Raw genomic sequence first — 22633 nt, forward strand, 5'->3', positions numbered from 1 at the left:
GAAAGACACAAATGTTTTTAAGGAATTATAACATTGGCGCCCGCTTATTTGCTGGGTTCGCGGTATTGGGTTTGTTGGTGGTATTACAAGGCAGCATGGCACTGATGAATATGGCGCAAATGCGAACTGTATCAGCAGATATAGAAGAGGACACTATCCCTAGTTTAGATAGTCTGGCTGCGCTGAATTTGAGTATGATGAGAGTCCGGATCTTTACTTTTCGTTTAATGTTAGCCGAGACAGACCAACAAAAAGCAGATTATCATGCTGCATTAGAGAGGGTCAGAACTGAAGTTACAGAAAATCAGAAAATATATGAAAATTTGATTTCTATGGATGAAGAGCGTTCTGTATATCAACAGTTTAACAGTGCGCAACAAGGTTACTTTACAAGCCAGGCTCGCTTATTGCAGGCGCTTGATTCGGGTAATAAAACGGAAGCAATCCGGATCAGTAATGAAGAGTTAACAGGTCATTCAGATAAAATGACTAAAGCTTTACTGCAATTGGCGCAGCTCAACAGAGAGCATTCTACACAACAGACAGCACTTTCCACTGAAAACTATGAGACCAGTAAAATTTTTGTGATTCTCGCTATCCTTGTTGGTATTAGCGTCAGTATTTTTATTGCGCTGTGGATGACTCGCAGTATTACCGCTCCTATGAATGAGGCGGTTACTGTGGCAGAAACTGTTGCCTCAGGCGATTTAACGCAGAAAATCGCAGTCAGTGGTGCAGATGAAGCTAGTCGTTTGATGGCCGCACTACAAAAAATGCAGCAAAATTTGCGGGATGCGATGAGCCATATTTCTAATTCCTCGGATCAGTTGGCTTCCGCTGCTGAGGAGTTAAATTCGGTCACCGAAGACTCATCGCGAGGTTTACAGCAGCAAAATGACGAAATTCAGCAAGCCGCAACTGCTATTACTGAGATGAGTTCTGCTGTCGATGAGGTAGCACAGACTGCAGTACAAACCTCTGAGCAGTCGACAGAATCCGCCAAGATGGCGGTACAGGGCCAACAGCAAGTCGATGAAACCGTAAAAGCCATCCGCGATATGAATCAGGATGTGGCGTTAACGTCGGATTTGATCCAGGGTCTGGCTGTGCAGTCTCAGGACATTGGTAAGGTTCTGGACGTCATCCGGGCTATTGCCGAACAAACAAACTTACTGGCATTAAACGCTGCTATTGAAGCGGCGCGAGCGGGGGATGCTGGTCGTGGTTTTGCTGTCGTAGCTGATGAGGTGCGTGCGCTGGCGCATCGTACTCAAACTTCAACCCGTGAAATTGAAGAGATGATCGCGAAAATCCGCAGCGGTACAGGGGATGCGGTCAGTGCAATGAAACATAGCAGCGACAAAGCTGGCCATGCGTTAACCGTAGCGCAGGCTGCAGGTGAGGCTTTGAGTATTATTACCCAGCGTATTAATAAAATAAGCGACAGTAATCTGGTGATAGCCAGCGCGGCGGAAGAACAAGCTAAAGTAGCGCGTGAAATAGACCGCAATATTGTCAATATCAGCGACCTAGCCGCACAAACTGCTGCAGGTGCCAACCAAACCAGCGCCTCAGCTCATGAATTGTCGCGCCTTGCCGTGGATTTAAATGCGTTGGTAACCCGCTTTAAAGTCTGATGTTTCTGATTGAAAGAACGAAGCCGCCTTTTCAGGCGGCTGTTAGGTGCGTTGGATAACAGATTCAAAATCTATAGGCATAGGATAAGGCAATAAAATCAGACCCGGATTAGGTTTTTGCAGTCCAGCATTGGAGTAATGCATATAACGCAGTGCCAGTTGAGCTTGACTTTGCACCTGCCAGATCAATCCTATGCGGTCTTCAAATTGATAATGAGAGCCTAAATCTTTGCCAGCAAAACGTTGTTTATTGAGCAAACTAAAACCTATACCAAATTCCCAAAACAAGGCTCTGTCATAGAAGGTACTGAATTGTTTCACCAGCACTGGAGACAAGGCGAGCGCAAGGTTACTTTCATATTCGGGCTCCTCGCCGTAACGCCACAGATTTGCGCTGACTTCCATATATAGGCGGGCATCGCCTACGACAGGTATGTGAGACAGATACCACTCAGAGGGCCTATAGCCCAAACGCAAACCTAAAACTTTGCCTTCGCCTTTGACGATATCAATAGCTGCTACTTGTGCCTGAGCTTGCAGACCCAGCAATAGCATAACTAAAACCAATAAAATTTTTTGCATCAAGACTCCTGCTGTATTCCGTAGTGACGCCTGTGGTTTTTGCAGAAGGGGCCACTTTAGATAACGACCTAAAACTTCATAGCTATTACCTAATCTTCAGCACTTTGATTTTGTAGGTGACTACATGTAAATAGTGATGGACTGGCTAATAAATATGCATTGTGTAACGAGCGGTACATAAGTGAGGGTTAAAAAAAGGATATCAAGAGTGCTGTGGAAATATTTAGGGAAAAAACGCAGTTTAATAAGCACTGTGGATTAGCCGATAAAAGCAGAGAAGAAGTTGACCTTTGGCTATGGGCTGATTAACCTTGCGGTTTGTTAGCTCCTAGACAGGCAATTTCAGCATGGCCAATTCATCAGACCAAATCCCAACCCCTTTGGATGCTCAAAGCCAAAAAGCTTTGCATCTGGATCAGCAGCTTTGTTTTGCTTTATATTCCACCTCGCTGGCGATGACGAAGGTCTACAAGCCTTTGCTGGATAAATTGGGTCTGACCTATCCGCAGTACTTAATTATGCTGATTTTGTGGCAAAACGATGGTTTGGCGTTAAAAGAAGTGGGCGAGCAACTGCAAATAGACTCAGGTGCTTTAACTCCTGTAATTAAGCGGATGGAAGCTATGGGTTTATTGATCCGAAGCCGTAATCCGCAAAATGAACGGACTCTGGAAATTCGTTTAACCAAAGCGGGCTGGGCTATGCGGGTGCAGGCAGCTGAAGTGAATCGTACTGTAGGTGTCAGTTGTGGTATGGCTGAACCAGAGATCCATGCATTACGCCAGGAGTTAGTGCAGTTACGAGCACAGTTAAGCAAGAAACTTTGAATCACAGTAAAACACTAGTGTTCGCAGAAGGGCCTTGATGGCCCTTTTTTAATGCCGCCTATTTCATTTAATGACCACTTTAAATCATTTAAAAACAATCACATAAGAGCTATCAGTAAAATAATCAGAAAATAAACTTGCGAAATAACAGTTATTGCAATAACATTATAGCAAGTCGGGTCGAACAGCTGGTTTAACGGCAATAAAACGACCGGATACAGCAGGTAGAAAAAAGTTTTTAAGCAGTACAGATTAGGTCCGTAAGGACTGGCAGTAACGATAGTAAAACCGGGTGAATTCACCCATTTTTTTAAAATAAACAATTATCGCGATAATATATCGCAAACAAATGAACTTAACAGAGGAATACATCATGCAAGTACTTTACAAAGCAATAGCAACTTCAACTTCAGGTCGTGACGGTCGTTCAGTATCTTCAGACGGCGTATTGGATGTGAAATTAAGTACTCCTAAAGAATTAGGTGGCGCAGGTGGTGCAGCGACGAACCCTGAGCAGTTATTTGCCGCTGGTTACTCAGCTTGTTTCTTAGGTGCCATTAAATATGTCGCTTCACAACAAAAAGTGCTGGTGAGTAACGAATCCAAAATCACGGCTGAGGTGGGTATTGGCCAAATCCCGGGTGGTTTTGGTCTGGATATTGAGCTGCAAATCAGTCTGCCAGGTGTAAGCCAGGAAGTAGCGCAAGACTTAGTGACTAAGGCTCATCAGGTCTGTCCATACTCCAACGCAACCCGCGGCAATATTGATGTGCGTTTAGTGATTGTCAGCTAACAGCGAAGTACACTACCAAAGAAACTGAATTTTTTTAAACACTATCATATCGCGATAACAGTTAGATGGATAAGCATCCTGTTATCGCCACCCCATAACCGCTGTGGCGAGGAGATGAACATGAACACATTTCGTAAAATTGTAGGTTTAACAGTCATTGCTTTAGGTATCAACAGTGCATTTGCCGCTGGTGGTCCTGCTCTTGATGTACAGGTAGAACAACAAACTCAGGGCTTTTTAAATGCTCTGGCTCAGGGCGGCGGTACACCTTTAGAGCAACTGTCGCCTAAAGATGCCCGCGCTGTATTAACGGGCGCTCAGGCTGGTGCCACATTACCAGCTGCTGATGTCAGTGAAAAAACCATTAGGATTGATGGCAAGCCATTAAAACTGGTGGTGGTGCGTCCTGCAGGCAGCAAAGGTGTATTACCTGCTTTTATGTTCTTCCACGGCGGTGGCTGGGTGTTAGGGGATTTCCCAACGCACGAGCGTTTAATCCGTGATTTAGTCAGCCGCTCTGGTGCAGCTGCTGTGTATGTGGATTACACGCCATCACCGGAAGCCAAGTACCCAACAGCGATTAACCAGGCTTATGCCGCAACCAAATGGGTGGCAGAGCATGGCAAAGAGCTGAACATCGACAGCTCACGTTTAGCGGTCGCCGGTAACAGTGTCGGTGGCAATATGGCGGCAGTGGTAGCTCTAAAAGCTAAAGAAGCGGGTACTCCAGCACTTAAATTCCAGTTGCTGTTATGGCCTGTGACAGACGCGAACTTTGACAATAGCTCATACAACCAGTTTGCAGACGGCTACTTCCTGAGCAAAAACATGATGCGGTGGTTTTGGGATAATTACACCACGAATCCTGCAGAGCGTAACGAGATTTATGCCTCACCACTGCGTGCCAGCATAGAGCAGTTAAAAGGTTTACCGCCAGCTCTGGTACAAACCGCCGCTTTAGATGTACTGCGTGACGAGGGGGAAGCTTATGCCAACAAGCTGGATGCGGCAGGTGTGACAGTGACATCAGTGCGCTACAACGGCATGATCCACGACTTTGGTTTACTGAATGTACTCTCTGATGTACCTGGTACACAAGCCGCATTGGACCAAGCCGGTCAGGCGCTGAAAACACATCTGAACTAAGTGAGTTTCTGACTGTAGCTTAAAGGATCAGAGCTTTGGCTCTGATCCTTATTTTGGTAACACCAGCCATATTTTGCCGTAATGGCGCAAGCTGTCGCTGCGCTGCTGAGCTTCAGCACCAATGCCCTGATACACATCAATCCGGCCCGGGGTTTTAATAGCCGCGCCTTTATCCTGTGCCAGCATTAATCTGAACTCATGGCCTGTTAATTCACCTTTGCCGTCCAGCACCGGCACCTGCGCCAGTACTACCGAACCTAAAGGAATAAAAGCCGGGTCTACCGCTATAGAGTGTAATGGCGTTAAAGGCACATTGGCGGCACCTACGGGTTTGTCCAAACCCTTGGAGAAAAAAGTATAACTGGGGTTTCGACTCATCAATTCGCGTTGTCTGTGTGGATGTTTAGCCAGCCATTCTTTAATAGCTGAAGCAGAGATGGTATCTGCTGTGTATTCACCCATTTCAATCAGTACTTTGCCTAAACTGCGGTACGAATGGCCGTTACCACCACCGTAGCTTAATAAATGCTGCTGACCATATTCATCTTCGACTACGCCTGAGCCTTGTACCTGCATAAAAAAATTATCGACCAGGCTGTTGCTGTAAAACAGTTCCAGTCCTTGACCCGCCAGCGCTTGTTCGAAGTCAATTTGCTCGCGATTAGGATAGTTTGTTAACCCTGCAGGTTTACGATAAATAGGGTATTTGTATTCTGCATTCGCTGTGGTCCGTACTTTAAACACCGGCACGTAGTAACCGGTAAACTGCACATTGCCTTTGCTATCTTCACCTGAGAGTTGGTGCAGTGCAAAAGCTTTACCTCCTTGAGCCGTGGGGTGCTCCGCCCATTGCAGTAAATCATGGATGCTTTGCTGCAACTGGCTTTGAGTGATGGTTAAACCCGGCAAATTATGCTGCTGTGCTACTGACTTTTTGTTCAGGTACTTCAATTGCTCTTCAAGACCGGATAACAACTCCGGTGTCAGCCACTGAGCTTTTAATGCTGCGCCTTGCTGCAACTGATAGGTGCCACTCAATAGTTTGGCTTTTTTATCCAGCCCATTGTTATCAAACTGATTAGATTGATGAATGCCGGACGTTTGACTGCAGGCAGACAAAACTAAGCTGGCGATACCAAACCACAAAAGGTGTTGTTTCATAACTAACTAAAATTCAGAAAAATAAGATGTGGCGGCACTCTATGTCACTGTCGGTTCACTGACAACAGTCAGGCCATAATTTTTCGGTGGACTCTGGCTAAAAACAAGTATTTGATAAAAACGCTAATGCTAGTATCATCGATCGAATCGACAGATAGCTTTTGGTCTGGTTAGACGGATAATTGCATGAAACTATTAAAAGTACTGATTTTGATGCTGGTCACTTCAGGGAGCTGTGTCGTTGCGAAACCGCTTGACCCCACACCGGCTGATCTTAAATTTGTGCTTTATTACCCTCAGGTGCCGCCTTATATGTATCAGGACGAAACTACTCAAAAGGTGGTTGGTTTGGTTCCTGAGATATTGCAGGACTTTTTTCAGCAGCAAAATATTGCTGTGCACTATGTGTCAGATAACAGAACCCGGGCTGAGCATCGACTCTACCAAGGTGAAGTAGACGCTATTTTATTAGCGAAAGAGTGGACACAACATCCAGAAAAATTATTGTTTTCTGAGCCTTTACTGGAACACAAAGATTATTTACTGGCCCGCCATCCTATAGCGGCGCAGGCTCAATTGCCTGAGTTGATTAAGGGCAAAACGGTGTGCACCCGCCAGTATTATATCTATGAAGCCTTAGAGCCTTATTTTAGTAGTAATGAGACGGCACGGGTTGATTCCTCCAGTGAGCTCACTCAGCTGAAAATGTTGCTTAATGGTCGTTGTGATTTTGCCTTTATCAACGAGCATGTCGCGAATTGGTTATTACATCACCACTTTCCCGATGAGGCGCTGTATCGCTCTGCACTAGGTTTTAATGCTGTGGCTCTGACGGTAGCATTTCACCCTCGCTGGAAGCCGAAACTAGCTGCCTTTAACCTTTACCTGCAAGAACAACGGCAGCAAGGCACCATAGAGCAATGGCTAAAGTTTTATGTCACAAAGTCCAGGATCTGGAACTGATGTTTACAGAACTGTCTGTTGAACTTGCCAGTTGAAGCTGTCAAAAACTGCGTTAGATCAAAGCCATATAATCTTATTTCGTCCATACTCCGTAAGGTATACAGCCAAGTAACGTCAAGGGGCAGAACACCTTGATGCAACAATGACAAAAACGGAGTAACAAGATGGGAAATTTAGACAGACGTAATTTTTTAAAACTATCGGCTTCTACCTTAGTAGGTATTACCTTAGGTGGCACAGCATTGCATGCATTGGCGCAGGAGCAAGTAAAAGCGGATGACCCACTGGCAGTAGCAATGAAATATGTCGATAAGTCTACTGTCGCCGGAGCTAATTGTGCCAACTGTATGCAAGTGCAGGGCAAAGACGGCGATGCGTTAAGGGGATGTAACATTTTCCCCGGCAAATTGGTCAGTGCTGAAGGCTGGTGTGCAGCCTGGGCGAAAAAAGCCTGAGTTTAGTTTTAGTCAGGAATAGCAATTGATAGAAAAAGCCAGTTTTTTGAACACTGGCTTTTTATTGTTTCGCTGACTGTGATTAGGTTAAAAACGATAGCCAACGGACAAACGCACCATACGAGGCTCCAGCGGGTGAAAGTGTCTGTCTTCAACAGCTGTGGCTTCGTTTTCCAAACGGGATTGATAAAAATACACCATATCTGCCACTTTCCTGTTGGTTAGATTCAGCAATTCAGCACCAAATTCCCAGTGTTGCCATTGGTAGGACAAGTCAGCATTCAATACCGTACTGCTGCGAGCTTGTTGTTGGTTGTAGCTGTCGAGTGTTCTGTTGCCAAAATGGCGTAAACGCAGATTGGCATGCAGTCCTGTATCGTCATGGTAGTTGATGGCAATACTGGCAACGGCGGGCAGGGCTCCTTCAATAAACCGGCCTTCTTCTGCACTGTTACTTTTATACCTGCTGCGACTGGTGGCAAGTTCCAGATCCAAAGTCCAGATAGGGCTTATCCAGTAATACCAAGCTAGCTCTGCGCCGGTTCTGTGGGATGCTCTGTTCGGTTCTGTACCTCCGGCATCACCTATATAAACCAGCTCGGAATCAAGCTGCAAGGCCCAAACAGCGACCGAAATTTGCCATTGCTTCGATTGGAGATAACGCCAGCCGAGTTCTGCACCTTCAGAGCGAACCCAAAGTGGAACGGCACTGGCCGATTCCCCAGTGACAGGATCTGTGGTGATGGTTGCGCCTCTTGCATCATTAGAATGCATGCCTTGTCCAACAGAAAAATCCCATTGCTGAGTTTCGTCGCTTTGGTAAAGCAGCCCAAGTTTCACAGAGCTGATGCCTTGTGATGCGCGTCCACTGTTTTCCTGGCGAAGAAGGCTTTCTACTTTGGCAGACATCCAGTCATAACGAAGTCCAAGCTCTGCTTGCCAGTCGGGGTTTAACTGCAGTTGCTGCTGATGAAACACAGACCAGGACTGCTGTTGCACCTGATCCATTCTCACCGCCTGATGTTGTATCTGGTTTTCAGTGAGCGACAAACCAAGTTGATCAATATCGTCATAACGGCTTTGCAGACCGAATTGATGGATCCAGTCTAAAGACCCTAGTTTTAGTTGCAGCTCTTGGCTAAGTTCACCACCAAACAGTTGCCTTTGATCACTTTGTTCAAACTGGTCACCTTTGAGTGGATCATTGAGAAAGTAACTAAAATTCGACCAGAGCTGCAATTCACTCTGGATCCAATAGCCACTGGCTTTAAAATTCTGCTGTTGCCAGTGCCCAGAGATGCTCTGCCTTTTACTAATGCCTCCGGAACTTGGGTCTATCACCCCCAACCTGTCGATCAGCCCCTGATCGATGGCCCGCTGTGGGATTTGATCCGCTGCATTCCAGCTATTGTCATACAGCATAAAAGTTAGTTGTTGTGCTGAGTTGTGTTGTTGTGTGCTGTAACGACTGACCAGATTCATTTTTTTTACTTGTTCATCGACACCTTGCCAGGGACCTGCATAACCTTGCAGCTCGACTGCATTCAGCCAGTCTGCAGCGTCGTAACTTGCGCTGCCACTGGCTAAAAGTCTCTGGTACTTATGCTGGCCCAGACTCAGTCGAAGCAGTTCTGGGCCTTGATTTTTTAATTCAAAATCAGCTGCGCCTGCATTGGCAAAATCACCATCCTGTGCCTTATAGTTGCCTTTACGATAGCGAATATGCTCGACAAGCTCGGGGATCAGGAAATTCAGATCTGAATAGCCCTGGCCATGGCCATGACTTCGCATATTGACAGGCATACCATCGACTGAAGTTGCAAAGTCGGTGCCGTGATCCAGATTAAAACCCCGTAAAAAATACTGATTGGCTTTGCCACTGCCACTGTGTTGTGTGACGACCATACCTGGCACAAACTCCAGCATATCACCGGGTCTTAGCAGGGCCCGTTGTTCAATGTCTACGCCGTGCACATGGCCTTCTGAGGCATTAATGGTGGACCCATGCTGGTGTTGATTACCCCGAACTAAAATCAGTTCAGGTTCTGTTGCACTGGTCTGCTCCTGCGCTATGACCAGAGCAGAACAAAGCGACAGCGTGCAGCTTAACATCTGTTGAGATTTGTTCATCAGGGAGCAACTTTGGTTAGGTCCAGGGCAGGGCTCTGATGCGAGACAACCCATTGTTTGTCTTGCCAGCTTACCAGCAGTTTATGATCATGCAACTCGCTAAACAGCTGATAATGCAATGAACTTTGTTGCGCGTTACAGGTGCTGACTAAGGGCAAACTTAAGTAATAGGTTTGGTTTTTTTCCACAGCTGTCCATGCATTGGCCTCAGTTTCCAACACGCAGCGGTTGTTTTGTTTGCTCTTTACATACAGATGTTGCTGCAGATAGCTAAAGATCTGTGTTTTATTTTTTTGGATATCACTCCAGCGTATATCCTGATCAGCAGGCCAGTTTAATGCTTGTTGTAAGTCGACAATACTCAGTTCCAGTCTGGCGGATAAGCCTGCCTCTGTGTTATGTAGTTGCATAAAGGCGGTGCTTAAACTGTGTGCAGAGACAGAGCAACTTAAACATAAACTTATGACTAAAAGCCAATTCATGGTTGTTCTCCTGTTTGGACTGAGGGGGAGGTGTCTTGTTGCGACTGCTTAAGCGCCAGAGTGAATAACTGCTGATCATCCGGCTCTTGTGCTTGCTGGACATTTAGTCCGGCGTAGTACAAGGCTTTCTTTGGGTCAGGGGCGAGTCGCAGATAATAATGAGCCAGGTCAGCGCTGTGCAGCGTGTCCTGACGCTGTTCCCGCAGTGAAACCCTTTGTTGCATCAGGACTTGATACTCTTGTCCTTCGGCCAGTTGTTGTTCCGCTAAAGCCAGGCGCAGCAGAAGGGCGTCTTCGAGCTGTTGGTGTTGATGTAGGTGCTGTAATTTCTGATACACCAAAGTTGCATCCTGCTTCAGCGTTAAATCGGCCCATTTCACCCAGAGTGGCAAAGGTGCAAGCTCAGATTGTGATGCGAATAACAGCTGCTCTAACCAGGCTCGTGCTTGCTTGGGTTGGTGTAAGGCTTCCGCTTGCTCAGCCAGCACGGCAATCAGCCACTGTTGTTGCGCCAGTGGGATACTTTGCTGTTGCCTTGCCAGTAGTTGCAAAGCCTTATAACTATCCTGAGTTTTGCCTTGACGTCCTGCAACTTCCAAACTGCACAAGGACAATAAAAACAGCTCTTGTTGCCCCAGCAACTTTTTGCATTCAGCCAGCGCCGCGGCAGTATTATTTTGTACCAGATAAATCCGGTTTTTCATTAACAAAGCATTGATATCGTCAGGCTGCAGCTTTTGGGCTTTTGCCAGATAATTCAGCGCATCCTCAAACTGATGTTGCTGCTGTGAAATATCTGCTAAAGCCAGCCAATAGGCGGCAGAAGAGGGGCTGTGAGCTTTTTTTAATAGCTGCTGCGCCTTGTCAAAGTAACGGCTCCAGCCCGGCTGACGAGCCAGTTGCAGGTAGGCTTGTGCCAGTGTTACCTGATCCTCAGCTGACTGAGATTGTGAGGACTGCTGTTCCACATGTCTCACCCAAGTGGGCAACACAACGCGACTTTTGCTCTGCAGCATCAATCCGCCTTCAGCAGATGCTGCAAAAGTGATAGTGGGTAAGGCTGTTGTACCTGCCATTAAAAGAAAAACCATTGTAATGCATGCTATTTTTTGTAACATCATCTGCTCCATAACAGCCCCGGTCAGACCGGGGCTTGCTTATTTCAGTCCATTGTTACTGAAACACTTCAGCGTAATCCGCTGTATCTTCAGTGTCCTGAGTAAAATCCCGCCCATTGGTCGATAAGGCCATATCAGTTTCCTGTTGAGCAAAAGCGGCTTTGCTGTATTGCAGGAAAGAGACTGTGGCCCTGTTGACTTCTAAGCGGATTGTCGCGCTTGCGGTGAGCTCTCCATCTGTTACACGTGCGACAAAACTATCGCTACCTGTATATTCAGCCTTGGGTTGGTAAACAAAATCACCATTGCTGTTCAGTATCAGGCTGCCATTGACTGGCTGAGAGTCGATGCTATAGCTCAGCATATCTCCGTCAGGATCAGTAGCTATCAGTTTATCCATCACTTGTGTCTCTGTTTCTGTGGCAAAACTGGCTTCGGCAAATAGGGGGGCCGAGTTTTTTTTGTCCTCAGACCCACAGGCGGATAACAGCGCTAGAGGGAAAAGCCATATTAATTTACGCATCATCAAGCTCCTTCTCAGTTAGGTGAACCAGCCAGTGGTGCACGTAAATAGGGAAAGCTGCTGTCCATCATGCTGGCATCCAGCGGAGCACCATCAGTGAAAGGCACATTACCTACTGGTGCATCTGCAGGTTTGCAGAGTCCCAGATTAGTTGGGGTACTATTGACTGGAATATCATGACACAAAGCTCCCATCATGACCCTCAACGCAATATCGACTACATCATCACCAGGGCGACGGCCATTAGGGAAACCTGCCAAATCGTTGCCTGCAACACCAAAAGCAGATTGGTTAGCTGCTGGTGTAGCTGCAATGGCGGTGTTTAAGCGCAGCATTTCAGACGGTGTGACTGTGCTTAACTGATTCACACCAGGCACACCTGTTAAAAATGCCGTCACTAAGTCGTTGCGTGGAAAATTGGTGGGTGCTAGATCCTCAATGCTGGTGCCCAGCGTCGCATTGACAGCGTCTTTAAACAGCACATTCAGCAGGGCTGGTAAGCTAGGATGAGTGACATAGTCAGCAAATTGACCATCGTCTTTCGGGTGACTGGTTGAAAATTTATCTTTATCCGCTACACCTATGACCAGCTCGTTGACCAGCGGGTTACTTAAACGCGAGACTTGCACTAAAGCGCCGCCATTGACTTCAGTATTATCAAACGTCGGATTGGGGTTTAAGATCCTCGCTTGCGGCAGACTGGCTGTGGTCCAGGCGCCAATTACACCGTTACCAGTTCCTGTGACGCAAGAAGTAGGCAGTTCCAATGCCAGTGTGGTGACATTTTTACCACGTAAATCATCATTGGCAGCGTTTTGCGTAATGCCACCAGGGAAGCCAGCAGCATCACCTGCACCAGGGGCACTGTCGCCTTCGACCGGAACATAATTCACTAAATCAAAGGTTTCGCCGAGGTTCACAACAAAAGGATCTTTGCGCTGTCCGACAAACACTCGGGCCTTGGCGTCACAGCCAGGCAAGCTGGTTTCGTACATATATTGGTTCGCATAACTTTGGTAAGCTGCGCTGTTACCAAAGGTTTTTTCGCCAATATAGTCGTATGGCTTGATAAAACTACCGTCAGCAGATCCGGAACTTAAAGCTGTTTTCGTGCCACTTTGCTGCGGTCCAGTGACCAGACTCAATTGATAGGTTTCTATAAAATTTAATGCCGCAGAGTTCCCTGCACTGATAGCACCGACATTTTTCAGCGGTACGGCCACCATTTTTTGGTTATCTGCCGGGCCTATAGGAAGTTTTACTCCCATGTTGTCATTGGCTAGTTGCTGACTAAAGCGGAACTGGAAGGTTAGATCTTCTACCGCATCCCCAGTGTTGTCTATGTGGATGCTATAAACAGCCGCAGGGTCGAGCGCAAAGTAATTTGGGCCGCCTTGCGGGTCTTGCAGCGGAATGTAGTTTGCCAGCACTGTGACATAACCCGAACGACCTGCCTCATAGCTGTTAAACAAATAAAAGTCAGTCGAATCGAGTGTAGGCAGGCGGGTAATATTTGGAGCCTCCCGGTGACTGGATGCCTGAGCCATACCAGATAAGGCAATAGCGACGGCGAGACTGACAGTAGTTATGGTCTTTTGTAGTTTCATCATGGTGTTCCTCTGTTGATGTTGCAGAGGGAGTAACGACAAAGTGTTTTTTTTGGATGCAGCAAAAAGAAAATAAATAAATTATTTTTTCACGCCTTTTTAGCGGCAGAGAAAAACAGGACAAAGAGGCATAAAAAAACGGAACCTAATGGCTCCGTTTTAATTCAATCACACAATTCATCACTCAGGTTAGAGTGTCATCAATTCGCTGGTATGCAGCACAGCTCCGGTCGGCTGTCCTGTAGGTGAGCCGCCTTTAGGTTCTAAACTAACCGCAAGGACAGCTACCACTAAACCTGTAGCAGCTTCTGGCCATGGATAACTAACTTTGCCGCTTTGTGGCAATAATCCCAACGAGATAGGGGACTGACCAGAGGTCGGTAGCATCCAGAGTTCATAATCATGCGCAGGATCGGCAGGCACCGCAGCACTGGCTTGCAGTACCACTGTGTCACCTTGTTTTGAAACTAACCACAATGCTTTTGCCTCTTTGGTTTGGATCACAGCCAGCTCCACTGGTGCTGTAGCCGGAGGTGGCAGCAATAACACCAGAGCTAGGCTGGCAGCAGCGGCCACAGCCACCCAATTTGCCGGATGCAACCAACTACCTTTAGGCTTGAGTTGCACCACATCTGCTTTTTGCCAGCCGAGGCGTTGTTGCAGTTTTTGCCATAGACTTTCATCGGGTTCTACCGCAGTCAGGGACTCTGCCAGTGGATTCAGATGTTGTTCCCAGCGCCATACTGACTCACGTGCCTGCTGCTGTTGCATCAATAGCCGCTGAAATCTTTGTCTGGCTTTTCCCCTCATGCCCCCCAACACATAGTTAACACTTAAGGCGTCCAGCCGTTCTTGCTGTAAATAATTCATGCTTCAAGACACCTCTTTAAGCGGGCCAAGCCCCGTCTGATCCAGCTTTTAACCGAACCTAAAGGTGCGCCGGTATGGCTGGTAATTTCGTGATGTGTCAGGCCGTTTACAAAAGCCAGATAAATAGACTGACGGTGTTCAGCCTCCAATTCAGACATACAGTCATCCAGTTTAACCCTCTCCCTGGGCAGGCTGACAGACTCCTCCTCTATATCGTCCGCTCTCCAGTCCGGGTCCAACTCTATATGCTCGGCTTTAAATTGTCGGGTTTTAATCAGGTCCAATGCCCGGTAACGGGTGATACTGATCATCCAGGTCATCACTGTGCCTTTGTCAGTATGATAATCTGCCGCATTGTGCCAGATGCGGACAAAGGCATCCTGCAACACATCTTCTGCCCAATCCCGGCGTCTGAGCAATTGCAAGCTTACGGCAAAAAGTTTTCCTGACGTTGCTTTGTAGAGTTGTGCAAAGGCGCTTTTATCGCCCTGAGCAGTGGCCTGTAGCCATTGGATCAACTGTTCCTGTGGTCCCATCTATTATTTTTCCACTCCGTTACTTTTACATCTTTAGCAGCTACGAAGGTTACAGAGCTTTGGATGCGCTCTGGTGAAACTTTTTTGTTGCAGCTAAGATAGCGGCCAAGTTAAATAACAAGGTCCTTTTATGGCCTCCTGGGTAACCGCCTTTTTAGATTCTGCAGTAGGTCGTTGGTGTGGCGTGCCACAGGCTACTTTGCTACAAAGACCAGACGGGGAAACCCAGTATTTTACAGGGAGTTTGCTGCTGTGTGGCAAAGCCTCTGAGTATAGTGTCTTGTTGCGTCAACAGTTAAGTGACTTGGCAGCTGTGAGCCTGGAAGATAAAGCACAGCCGCTGCAGGCATTGATATTTGATGCGACACAACTACAAAGTACCTCCGAGTTGGATATGCTGTGGCAGCAGTTAACTCCTCTGTTGCCACGGTTAACTAAAAATGGCCGCTTAATTGTACTGGCCCGCGCAATAGATGATGTATCCAGTGCAGATGCCGCTGCAGCCGCTGCTGCTTTATCGGGGTTTACCCGTTCGATAGCTAAAGAGCTGGGACGTTTTGGCACCACAGCAAATCTGTTAACAGTGCACAAAGATGTGCTACAGGAACTGCTACCCGTCGTGGAGTTTTTCCTGTCCAGGGCCTCAGCTTATGTCACAGGGCAAGTATTGCCTGTCTCTGTGGCACCTGTCACGGTAGTAAACCGCCAGCAACAACCTCTACAGGGGAAAACCGCGCTAGTGACTGGGGCTGCCCGTGGTATCGGCGCTGCTATAGCTAAAACGCTTACGGAGCAGGGCGCTACCGTGATTGGATTGGATATTCCACAAGCTGCACAAGCACTCACGGACTTAATGCAGCAGTTAGCCGGTAAAGCTTTGCTACTGGATATCAGTCAAACCCAAAGCGCTGAAACCTTAAGTGACTGGCTGACACAACAAGGGATCCAACTGGATATTCTGGTGCATAACGCTGGCATTACCCGGGATAAGTTGTTTCATCGTATGACTGAAGTACAGTGGACGCAGACGCTGGATATTAACCTGCGTGCGGTGCAGCGGATCAACACACTTTTACTCGAACGGAATCAGATACAACACAATGGTCGTGTGCTGCTGTTGTCGTCCATGAATGGCCTGGCAGGCCAGAAAGGCCAGACCAACTATGCCAGTTCAAAAGCTGCGTTAATCGGATACTGTCAGTTTATGGCAAAACAATCAGTCAAGGGCATCACCTTTAATGCCATAGCTCCTGGTTTTATTGAGACCCAAATGACAGCCGCCATGCCAGTGATGGTGAGGGAAGTAGGGCGCAGAATGAACTCATTGCATCAGGCGGGTTTACCTGACGATGTCGCTTTGGCCGTGGCTTTTTTCGCCAGACCTGATGCGTCAGGTTTAAATGGCTCTGTACTTAGAGTCTGCGGTCAATGCTTTATCGGTGCCTGAGATAGTTGCCGCGCCACCTATACAGGCTTTGGCCCAGACATCAGGCAGCAGCCAGGCTTTTTTCCACGGCATAAATTGCTCGGCCGGCATGGGGCGCGCTATACCGTAGCCCTGTGCATGAGTACAGCCTAATTGCAGCAAAAGCTCACCATGTTCTGTGGTTTCCACACCTTCTGCGACAATTTCACGTTTAAACTCATTGGCAAGCACAATAATGCCTTTGAGGATGGCCAAATCGTCCGGGTCGACCAACATATCACGGACAAAGCTCTGATCGATTTTTAACACTTTTGCTGGCAAACGTTTTAAGTAAGTTAAAGAAGAGTAGCCCGTGCCAAAGTCGTCCAAAGCAAAACTGACACCGCTGCGGATACAGGCCTGCATCACGGCCTGTACATGGGTTAAATCATTCAGCGCGCTGGTTTCCAGAATCTCCAGCTGTAGTAACGATGCCGGCACGTCTGAATAAAAATGCAGCAATAACTGCAGACGATTGACAAAGTCCAGTTGTTGTAAATGATAGGCTGAAATATTGACGCTTACGGGGATAGTCATACCCTGATGTTGCCATTCAGCCAGTTGCCGTAATGCCTCTTCAATCACCCAATAACCTAACTCCACACCCAGACTGTGCTGCTCTATAGCGGGTAGAAACAGGGCTGGAGCCACCATCCCTTTTTGAGGATGCAACCAGCGGATCAGAGCTTCTGCTCCTATCACTTCTCCTGTGTGCATATTGACCTTTGGCTGATAAAACAACCTGAATTGCTTTTGCGCCAGAGCTTGACGAATATCCAGTATAGTTTCCTGATGCCCACGCAAACTACGGGCGTAGTCGGTATCAAAGACGTGACAGCGGTTTTTGCCATCCTGTTTGGCCTGATACATCGCATGATCCGCTTGTCGTATCAATTGCTCAGCTTCTGTTGTATCGGCCTGGGGATAAAAGGTCAGACCTATACTGGCGGAAACCGAGAGCATCCATTCATCGATTTTTACAGGTTTAGCCACGACATCCAGCAATTGCTGGATCTTTTGCATGCCTGCTTTTTTATCGCTAAGTTGTGGCAATAACACCACAAATTCATCACCGCCAATACGAGCCAATAGCTCATCTTTGGTCAATTGAGCTTGTAAACGTTCAGACAAAGCAATTAAAAACTGATCCCCTGTCTCATGGCCATGGCGATCATTAATTTCTTTAAATCCATCCAAATCCAGATAGGCGATAGCGAGCAGTTGATCGGCGCTGGTTTTTTTCAGTAATGACTGTAGCTGTTGAGTTAAAGCACTGCGATTTGAGAGGCCGGTCAAGCCATCATAAAGCGCTATCTTTTCCAGATACTGTTGTTGTTGGTACTGGTTCGTGATGTCGGAAAACAAACCCACATAATGTTGCAATTGACCTTTATCATCCAGCACAGCGCTTAGGGTTAAGCTTTGGAAATAATCTTCGCCTGATGCTTTTCTGCTCCACAGCTCTCCGGACCAAAAGCCCTGTTGCTGCAGACTTTGCCATAATGCGTTAAAGCTTTGTTCATCCTGATGTTCTGACTGCAGCAAGCGTGGCGTACAGCCTATCGCTTGTTTGGCACTGTAGCCTGTGATCTCAGTAAAGGCCTGATTGACGTCTATCATCACACCCAAGGGGTCGGTGATCATAATGCCTTCACGGGCGTGGGTGAATACGCTGGCAGATAAGCGCAGTTTATTGGCTGCTGTATGTTCCAGCGTAATATCGCGCGATAAGCCCACTGTACCAACATACTCACCTTCGACTAAAACAGGTGCTTTATAGGTTTCGAACCAATGCTGTTCAACTCCGACTTTACGCTGGGTTTGGATCAACTGGGGCTGGCCTGATGACAGCACTTGTTTATCATGTACGACGTGGCTTAAGGCACGTTGTGCGTCAAATAATTGCGCGTCAGTTTTGCCTGTTAAATCATTGATATCTTTGCCGGTGAATTCTTCTGCGAATTTGCGGTTCACCTCAAGGTAGCGGCCGTGGATGTCTTTTAACCAGACGACAAAAGGGATGCTGTCAATCAGGGTGCGCTGATACTGTTCTTTTTGTTGTAATCTGTGGATCAGGCTCTGACGTTCTTGAATCGAACTGTTTAGGCGAAGTTGAGTCGCGCCGAGCCAACTCATAATACTGCCGGGTTTTGCCTTTCGCAGTTCAGTACTTTGTAGCACTTCTCCCCGACCCATAGCTTTAATTTGCTCGTAAAGGTGACTGACAGAAGCGCCTAGAATGCTGTTATGAACCCGTTTAATATCCCACAGTGCATAAAACAGCAGTAAACCAGACAAAATAAACAGGATGCGCATCGTCAAGGCGTAAAACATGGCATCTTCGACTTCGTCAGCGGTGCGTTCATCCACCAGACTGTAGACGGTGGCAACGGGTTGCATTATGGCTTTCTTCCCTGTGTTATAGTTCTGGTCAAACACAGCAAGCAAGGCTTGTTCTTTATTTTTTGCTTTTTGAACAGCATCAATCTCTGGCCGTTCCAGCAGCCGCATAGCTTTAATTTCGTTGAGTGCCAGCGCATCAGATTGAATTTTGGCTTGCTGCAACGCAGCGAGTTCCGTTGGTGTGAATCCAGCATTTTTAGCTAAATCAAGCAGCGCTATCCGCGAGCCTGCGGGTCTGGGTCTTTGATTGTCGTCATCAACCAAATCCCAGTACACTTGATGGTAGTTGATTGGACGAGCGGCCTGACCATTGCGAATGGCAATAATTTCGTCAAAGTGATTTTTATAACGGTATTCACCTGTGGCTATATAACTTCTGGCCATTCGGCTTAAATCGTCTGAAGACTGACGCAATTCACCTATCACTTTTAATGAGAAGACCCGCTGCTCATTGGCTGCATCAATACGCTTTTCTGCATAGACATAAGCGATAAAAATAGCACTAAAGGCGAGCAGTAATAACAACGCGGCCCAAAACCTTAATGTAAGTTCAGAAGTTGTATAACGCCTTACCTGCACAAAAACTCCTGCTCTTGCTCTGTTCAGTTGAAGTAGGTTTTGAAACTATTGATAGTCTGTCTGTCAATAGTTAGTGAGCCGGATCACGAAAGCAAGCTGATCTATTCTATTTTTGCTGTTTTATTTCCAGAAATTTAGAAAAAATGACCAAATAATGCTAACACTTTGTTTTTTCAGTGAACCTCTATTAGTCTTATCAGGTCAATAAACATACTGTTTGAAATAAAGCTGAGGCTTGTGTGATGGATAAGTACCAGACTTTTTATCAGCCGGATACAGAGCTATCTAATCTTATACAAAGTATTGAGGTCCAGTTAGCCGATTGGGTTTGCGCTCTATCTCAGGCTTCAGTGCTGCAACTGGAGACTTTAAAGCTCAAATCCATTCAGGCTAGCCTGGCACTTGATCATAATTCTCTGTCTTTTATTCAGTTGCAAGAGTTGGCTGCAGGCAAAAGGGTTGTGGCTTTAGTGCAGGATATTCGGCAGGCAAAAAATGCTTTGGCGTTGTATCAACAATTGGATAGCTTTCGGCCTTATCAGAGCGTGGATCTGCGTAAAGCCCATGCAGCTTTTATGCTCAATGTTACATCGGATGCAGGTCAGTACCGTCAGCAGGGGGCTGGAGTTTATGAGGACCATAAACTAGTTCATATGCCGCCAGCGCCCTCTGTGGTTGCAGCTCAGGTCGAAGAGCTTATTACTTCGTTGCAACAGTACCCGCTTCATCCTTTATTGCTATCTTGCCTGATGCATTTTCAACTGGCCTCTATTCATCCGTTTTCAGATGGCAATGGTCGCTTATGTCGTTTGTGGCAACAGTTGGTTTTAATGCAGTGGCACGCATCCTTTTGTTATTTGCCTTTTACGGTAATGCTGAAAGAAAAGTCCCGCGATTATTACAAAAGCCTGAGACAAGCGAACCCCAAACACGACGCGAGCAGTTTTATACTCTTTATGCTGCGGTGTATCCAGGAGTCCTTAGCCACTGAACTACAACTGATGCAGAGCCATCAACCAGCTATGGGTTTACCTGAGCAGCCGTTCATCGAGTTGTCTCAGTTTATGCAGCTAAAAGCACAAAAAGTAAAAACGAAAACTTCAGGCCCTTGGTATAAAACTGAAGATCAAATTTTGAAAAAGCTGAAAAAAGATAATAGGCTCAGTGCCAAAACTATAGCGGATGAACTGGGTTTAAGTTCCAGAGCTATTGAAAAGCAATTGGCGAAGCTCAAAGCTGAAGGTAGGTTGGTGCGCACTGGCCCTGCCAAAGGTGGGCGCTGGCAAGTGGTAGCCTGACTGAGTTTGGCTGGTTTTGAGCTCTGAATGCTTTTGTATTGTCCACTGATAGCATTTTTTTTACCTTTGGTCGGTTTTGTCATCTGACTGCCTGAAAGGCTCAGTACACTAGCATTTTTGAGTCTGGCTTAGGGTTGTCTGATGCTTAATTTCTTTATGGTGTTGTGTTTTGTCTTTATTTGTCCAGACCTTAACGCTTCTCCTGTTAAACAACAACCGGCAAATAGCTTATTACTGATCTCTATCGACGGTTTTGCTCAGGACTATCTGCACCGGTATAAAGCACCAACTTTGCATCGACTGGCGCAAAACGGAGTCACTGCGGTAGCTATGCAGCCTTCATTTCCGACTAAAACTTTCCCTAATCATTACAGCATAGCCACAGGTTTATATCCTGCTCATCACGGTATAGTGGAAAACAATATTTATGATACGGATTTTGACGCTGTGTTTCGCATGAGTAAACCTGAAGAGGTAAAGAATGCGCGCTGGTGGCTGGGTGAACCAGTCTGGGTTACAGCGGAAAAACAAGGTGTAAAAACCGGTACCTATTTTTTTCCTGGCTCTGAGGCGGCCATTAAAGGTGTGAGGCCCGGTTTATGGCAGGCTTATGATGGTTCCGTCAGTAACATCGACAGAGTAAAATCTGTGTTGGCCTGGCTGGATTTGCCAGAAGAGAAACGCCCTCAGTTTTTGACTTTATACTTCAGCTCAGTGGATGATGCAGGTCATGCGTATGGACCTGATTCTGAGCAAGTAGCTGAAGCGATAACGGACGTCGATCAGGCACTTGCGGTGTTAGTCGCAGGTCTTGAACAAAGAGGTTTGATGAGCACCATCAATTTGATGTTGGTTTCAGACCACGGCATGGCCAAAGTACCGCAGCAGCAGGTGATTGAATTGGATCAACTGTTTGATGAAAAGAAAGCTGCTCTTATTTTATGGACTCCTGAAATAGTCTCGATTTTTCCTAAAGCTGGTGAATTAGAATCGATTTATCAGCAACTTAATACTTCGTTACCACCTCAAGCCCGTGTCTATAAAAAGTCAGAATTACCAAAGCGCTGGCATTATCAGAACAGCAAACGTATCGCACCTTTATTGGTTGTACCTCAAAGCGGCTGGCGTTTAATGCAAAAACATAAACACAAAGAATGGCAGGAAAAACCAGGGCGTAGTCTTGTTACAGGCAGTCATGGTTATGATAACAATAGCCCTGAAATGCAGGCCATTTTTATCGGACATGGTCCTGTATTCAAATCGGGCAGCCAGATCCCGGCTTTTGCCAATATCGAATTGTATAACCTGATGTGCCGCATTTTGGGCATTGAAGCTGCAGCCAATGATGGAGATCCGACTTGGGTAGATACGGTATTTAAAGCTGACGCTAAAAAGCGTCAGCCTGCAGATTAAAGCTGTTTTGTCATAAAATGTTTGCAACCAGTCAAAGGGTAGTTGGTTTGGGTCCACTGTACCTGATAACCATGACGTTCATAAAAAGGCCTGGCCTGAAAGTCCAGTGTGTCGAGAATCACAAAGCTGCAGCCACGAGCCTTCGCAATCTGTTCAGCCTCTGCCAGTATGCTTGAGCCTATACCTTGGCCACGAATACTCTGATCTAACCATAAGGATTCCAGATAAAACCAGTGACCAAAAGTACGCCCAGCCAAAGCCGCTACTAGTTCACCTTTCTTGTTTTCCAGTTTTAAGCCCAGTTGTTGACGCTTTGATGCATCCCAGTGCAAGGCATTAAATTCAGCAATTTTTTGTTTTGCCTGCTCAGCAAATTCGTGAGTATGAACGGGGGTAAAAGTCACATGCTCATCCTGAATGTTAAAACGGCACTATAGCATGCATGGGGCCTGATATTTCAATGAATAGACCTGATGTTAATAGGAATAAGATACACACATTAATGATAAAAATGACATTTCAAATTGACCATAAGTGATAAAAGTTAAAAATTAAAGATGAATGACACTCAATAATTGATAAAAACGATAGATTGATTTATAGTTTGACTCACTGTAGATAGACAGCTTACTGGATGTCGCGTTG

20 protein-coding genes are annotated in these 22633 nt (G+C 46.5%); 9 read left to right on the forward strand and 11 right to left on the reverse strand.

The features are described 5' to 3' along the window. The first annotated feature begins 11 nt into the window (after window positions 1–11). On the forward strand, window positions 12–1637 hold the full coding sequence (locus WH43_RS12835) for a methyl-accepting chemotaxis protein (protein ID WP_053424985.1): 1626 nt from the start codon (window positions 12–14) through the stop codon (window positions 1635–1637). 42 nt (window positions 1638–1679) lie between these two features. Here WH43_RS12835 and WH43_RS12840 read toward each other — a convergent pair whose 3' ends face one another. Then, entirely contained in the window at window positions 1680–2219 is a 540-nt protein-coding gene (locus WH43_RS12840) for an acyloxyacyl hydrolase (RefSeq protein ID WP_053424986.1), read from the reverse strand. A gap of 347 nt (window positions 2220–2566) precedes the next feature. Between WH43_RS12840 and WH43_RS12845 the strand changes: the two genes are divergently transcribed. The 3 genes from WH43_RS12845 (at window position 2567) to WH43_RS12855 (ending at window position 4985) form a co-directional block, all read left to right on the forward strand. Beyond that, entirely contained in the window at window positions 2567–3046 is a 480-nt protein-coding gene (locus WH43_RS12845; protein ID WP_053424987.1) for a MarR family winged helix-turn-helix transcriptional regulator, read from the forward strand. A gap of 373 nt (window positions 3047–3419) precedes the next feature. After that, window positions 3420–3839: an organic hydroperoxide resistance protein gene (locus tag WH43_RS12850; protein ID WP_053424988.1), complete on the forward strand. Its 420-nt coding sequence runs from the start codon at window positions 3420–3422 to the stop codon at window positions 3837–3839. A 120-nt stretch (window positions 3840–3959) separates the two neighbouring features. Then, entirely contained in the window at window positions 3960–4985 is a 1026-nt protein-coding gene (locus WH43_RS12855) for an alpha/beta hydrolase (RefSeq protein ID WP_053424989.1), read from the forward strand. Between the two features lie 48 nt (window positions 4986–5033). Here the strand turns inward: WH43_RS12855 and mltA are convergent, their stop codons facing one another. Next, window positions 5034–6146: a murein transglycosylase A gene (gene mltA / locus WH43_RS12860; RefSeq protein ID WP_053424990.1), complete on the reverse strand. Its 1113-nt coding sequence runs from the start codon at window positions 6144–6146 to the stop codon at window positions 5034–5036. A gap of 186 nt (window positions 6147–6332) precedes the next feature. On the opposite strand from mltA, the gene WH43_RS12865 reads away from it, so the two are divergent. After that, on the forward strand, window positions 6333–7109 hold the full coding sequence (locus tag WH43_RS12865) for a substrate-binding periplasmic protein (RefSeq protein WP_053424991.1): 777 nt from the start codon (window positions 6333–6335) through the stop codon (window positions 7107–7109). 164 nt (window positions 7110–7273) lie between these two features. Beyond that, window positions 7274–7564 carry a high-potential iron-sulfur protein gene (locus tag WH43_RS12870; protein WP_053424992.1) on the forward strand — a complete coding sequence of 97 codons (291 nt, stop codon included), beginning with the start codon at window positions 7274–7276 and terminating at the stop codon, window positions 7562–7564. 87 nt (window positions 7565–7651) lie between these two features. On the opposite strand, the gene WH43_RS12875 is transcribed toward WH43_RS12870, so the two are convergent. The 7 genes from WH43_RS12875 to WH43_RS12905 all read right to left on the reverse strand — a co-directional run bounded on the left by WH43_RS12875 (window position 7652) and on the right by WH43_RS12905 (window position 14830). Then, window positions 7652–9694 carry a TonB-dependent receptor gene (locus tag WH43_RS12875; RefSeq protein ID WP_286049726.1) on the reverse strand — a complete coding sequence of 681 codons (2043 nt, stop codon included), beginning with the start codon at window positions 9692–9694 and terminating at the stop codon, window positions 7652–7654. After that, window positions 9694–10176, reverse strand: a complete 483-nt coding sequence (locus WH43_RS12880; RefSeq protein ID WP_053424993.1) for a hypothetical protein — start codon at window positions 10174–10176, stop codon at window positions 9694–9696. Before WH43_RS12880 ends, WH43_RS12875 begins: the two co-directional genes overlap by 1 nt. After that, complete coding sequence (locus WH43_RS12885; protein ID WP_152342848.1) at window positions 10173–11252, reverse strand: tetratricopeptide repeat protein; 1080 nt, start codon at window positions 11250–11252, stop codon at window positions 10173–10175. The genes WH43_RS12880 and WH43_RS12885 overlap by 4 nt, the downstream gene beginning before the upstream one ends. Before the next feature lie 97 nt (window positions 11253–11349). After that, complete coding sequence (locus tag WH43_RS12890) at window positions 11350–11817, reverse strand: Ig-like domain-containing protein (RefSeq protein WP_053424995.1); 468 nt, start codon at window positions 11815–11817, stop codon at window positions 11350–11352. 14 nt (window positions 11818–11831) lie between these two features. After that, entirely contained in the window at window positions 11832–13427 is a 1596-nt protein-coding gene (locus WH43_RS12895; protein WP_053424996.1) for a DUF4331 domain-containing protein, read from the reverse strand. Window positions 13428–13613: 186 nt separating this feature from the next. Beyond that, window positions 13614–14294 (reverse strand): anti-sigma factor, encoded by a 681-nt coding sequence (locus WH43_RS12900; protein WP_053424997.1) that lies wholly within the window; start codon window positions 14292–14294, stop codon window positions 13614–13616. Further along, on the reverse strand, window positions 14291–14830 hold the full coding sequence (locus tag WH43_RS12905) for a sigma-70 family RNA polymerase sigma factor (RefSeq protein WP_053424998.1): 540 nt from the start codon (window positions 14828–14830) through the stop codon (window positions 14291–14293). The genes WH43_RS12900 and WH43_RS12905 overlap by 4 nt, the downstream gene beginning before the upstream one ends. Window positions 14831–14960: 130 nt before the next feature. On the opposite strand from WH43_RS12905, the gene WH43_RS12910 reads away from it, so the two are divergent. After that, window positions 14961–16277: a 3-oxoacyl-ACP reductase gene (locus WH43_RS12910; RefSeq protein WP_053424999.1), complete on the forward strand. Its 1317-nt coding sequence runs from the start codon at window positions 14961–14963 to the stop codon at window positions 16275–16277. Here the strand turns inward: WH43_RS12910 and WH43_RS12915 are convergent. Further along, entirely contained in the window at window positions 16227–19223 is a 2997-nt protein-coding gene (locus tag WH43_RS12915; protein ID WP_286049727.1) for a sensor domain-containing protein, read from the reverse strand. The genes WH43_RS12910 and WH43_RS12915 overlap by 51 nt on opposite strands. A gap of 296 nt (window positions 19224–19519) precedes the next feature. Between WH43_RS12915 and WH43_RS12920 the strand changes: the two genes are divergently transcribed. Together WH43_RS12920 and WH43_RS12925 are read left to right on the forward strand one after the other, a co-directional pair. Next, window positions 19520–20575, forward strand: coding sequence for a Fic family protein (locus WH43_RS12920; RefSeq protein WP_053425001.1), 1056 nt, complete (start codon window positions 19520–19522; stop codon window positions 20573–20575). Window positions 20576–20716: 141 nt separating this feature from the next. Further along, window positions 20717–21988 (forward strand): alkaline phosphatase family protein, encoded by a 1272-nt coding sequence (locus tag WH43_RS12925; protein WP_053425002.1) that lies wholly within the window; start codon window positions 20717–20719, stop codon window positions 21986–21988. Here WH43_RS12925 and WH43_RS12930 read toward each other — a convergent pair. Next, on the reverse strand, window positions 21985–22392 hold the full coding sequence (locus WH43_RS12930; RefSeq protein WP_053425003.1) for a GNAT family N-acetyltransferase: 408 nt from the start codon (window positions 22390–22392) through the stop codon (window positions 21985–21987). The two genes, WH43_RS12925 and WH43_RS12930, sit on opposite strands and share 4 nt — an antisense overlap. Between the last annotated feature and the right edge of the window lie 241 nt (window positions 22393–22633).

Origin of the sequence: Rheinheimera sp. KL1 (assembly GCF_001275035.1) — a bacterium.
Lineage (GTDB): Bacteria > Pseudomonadota > Gammaproteobacteria > Enterobacterales > Alteromonadaceae > Pararheinheimera > Pararheinheimera tangshanensis.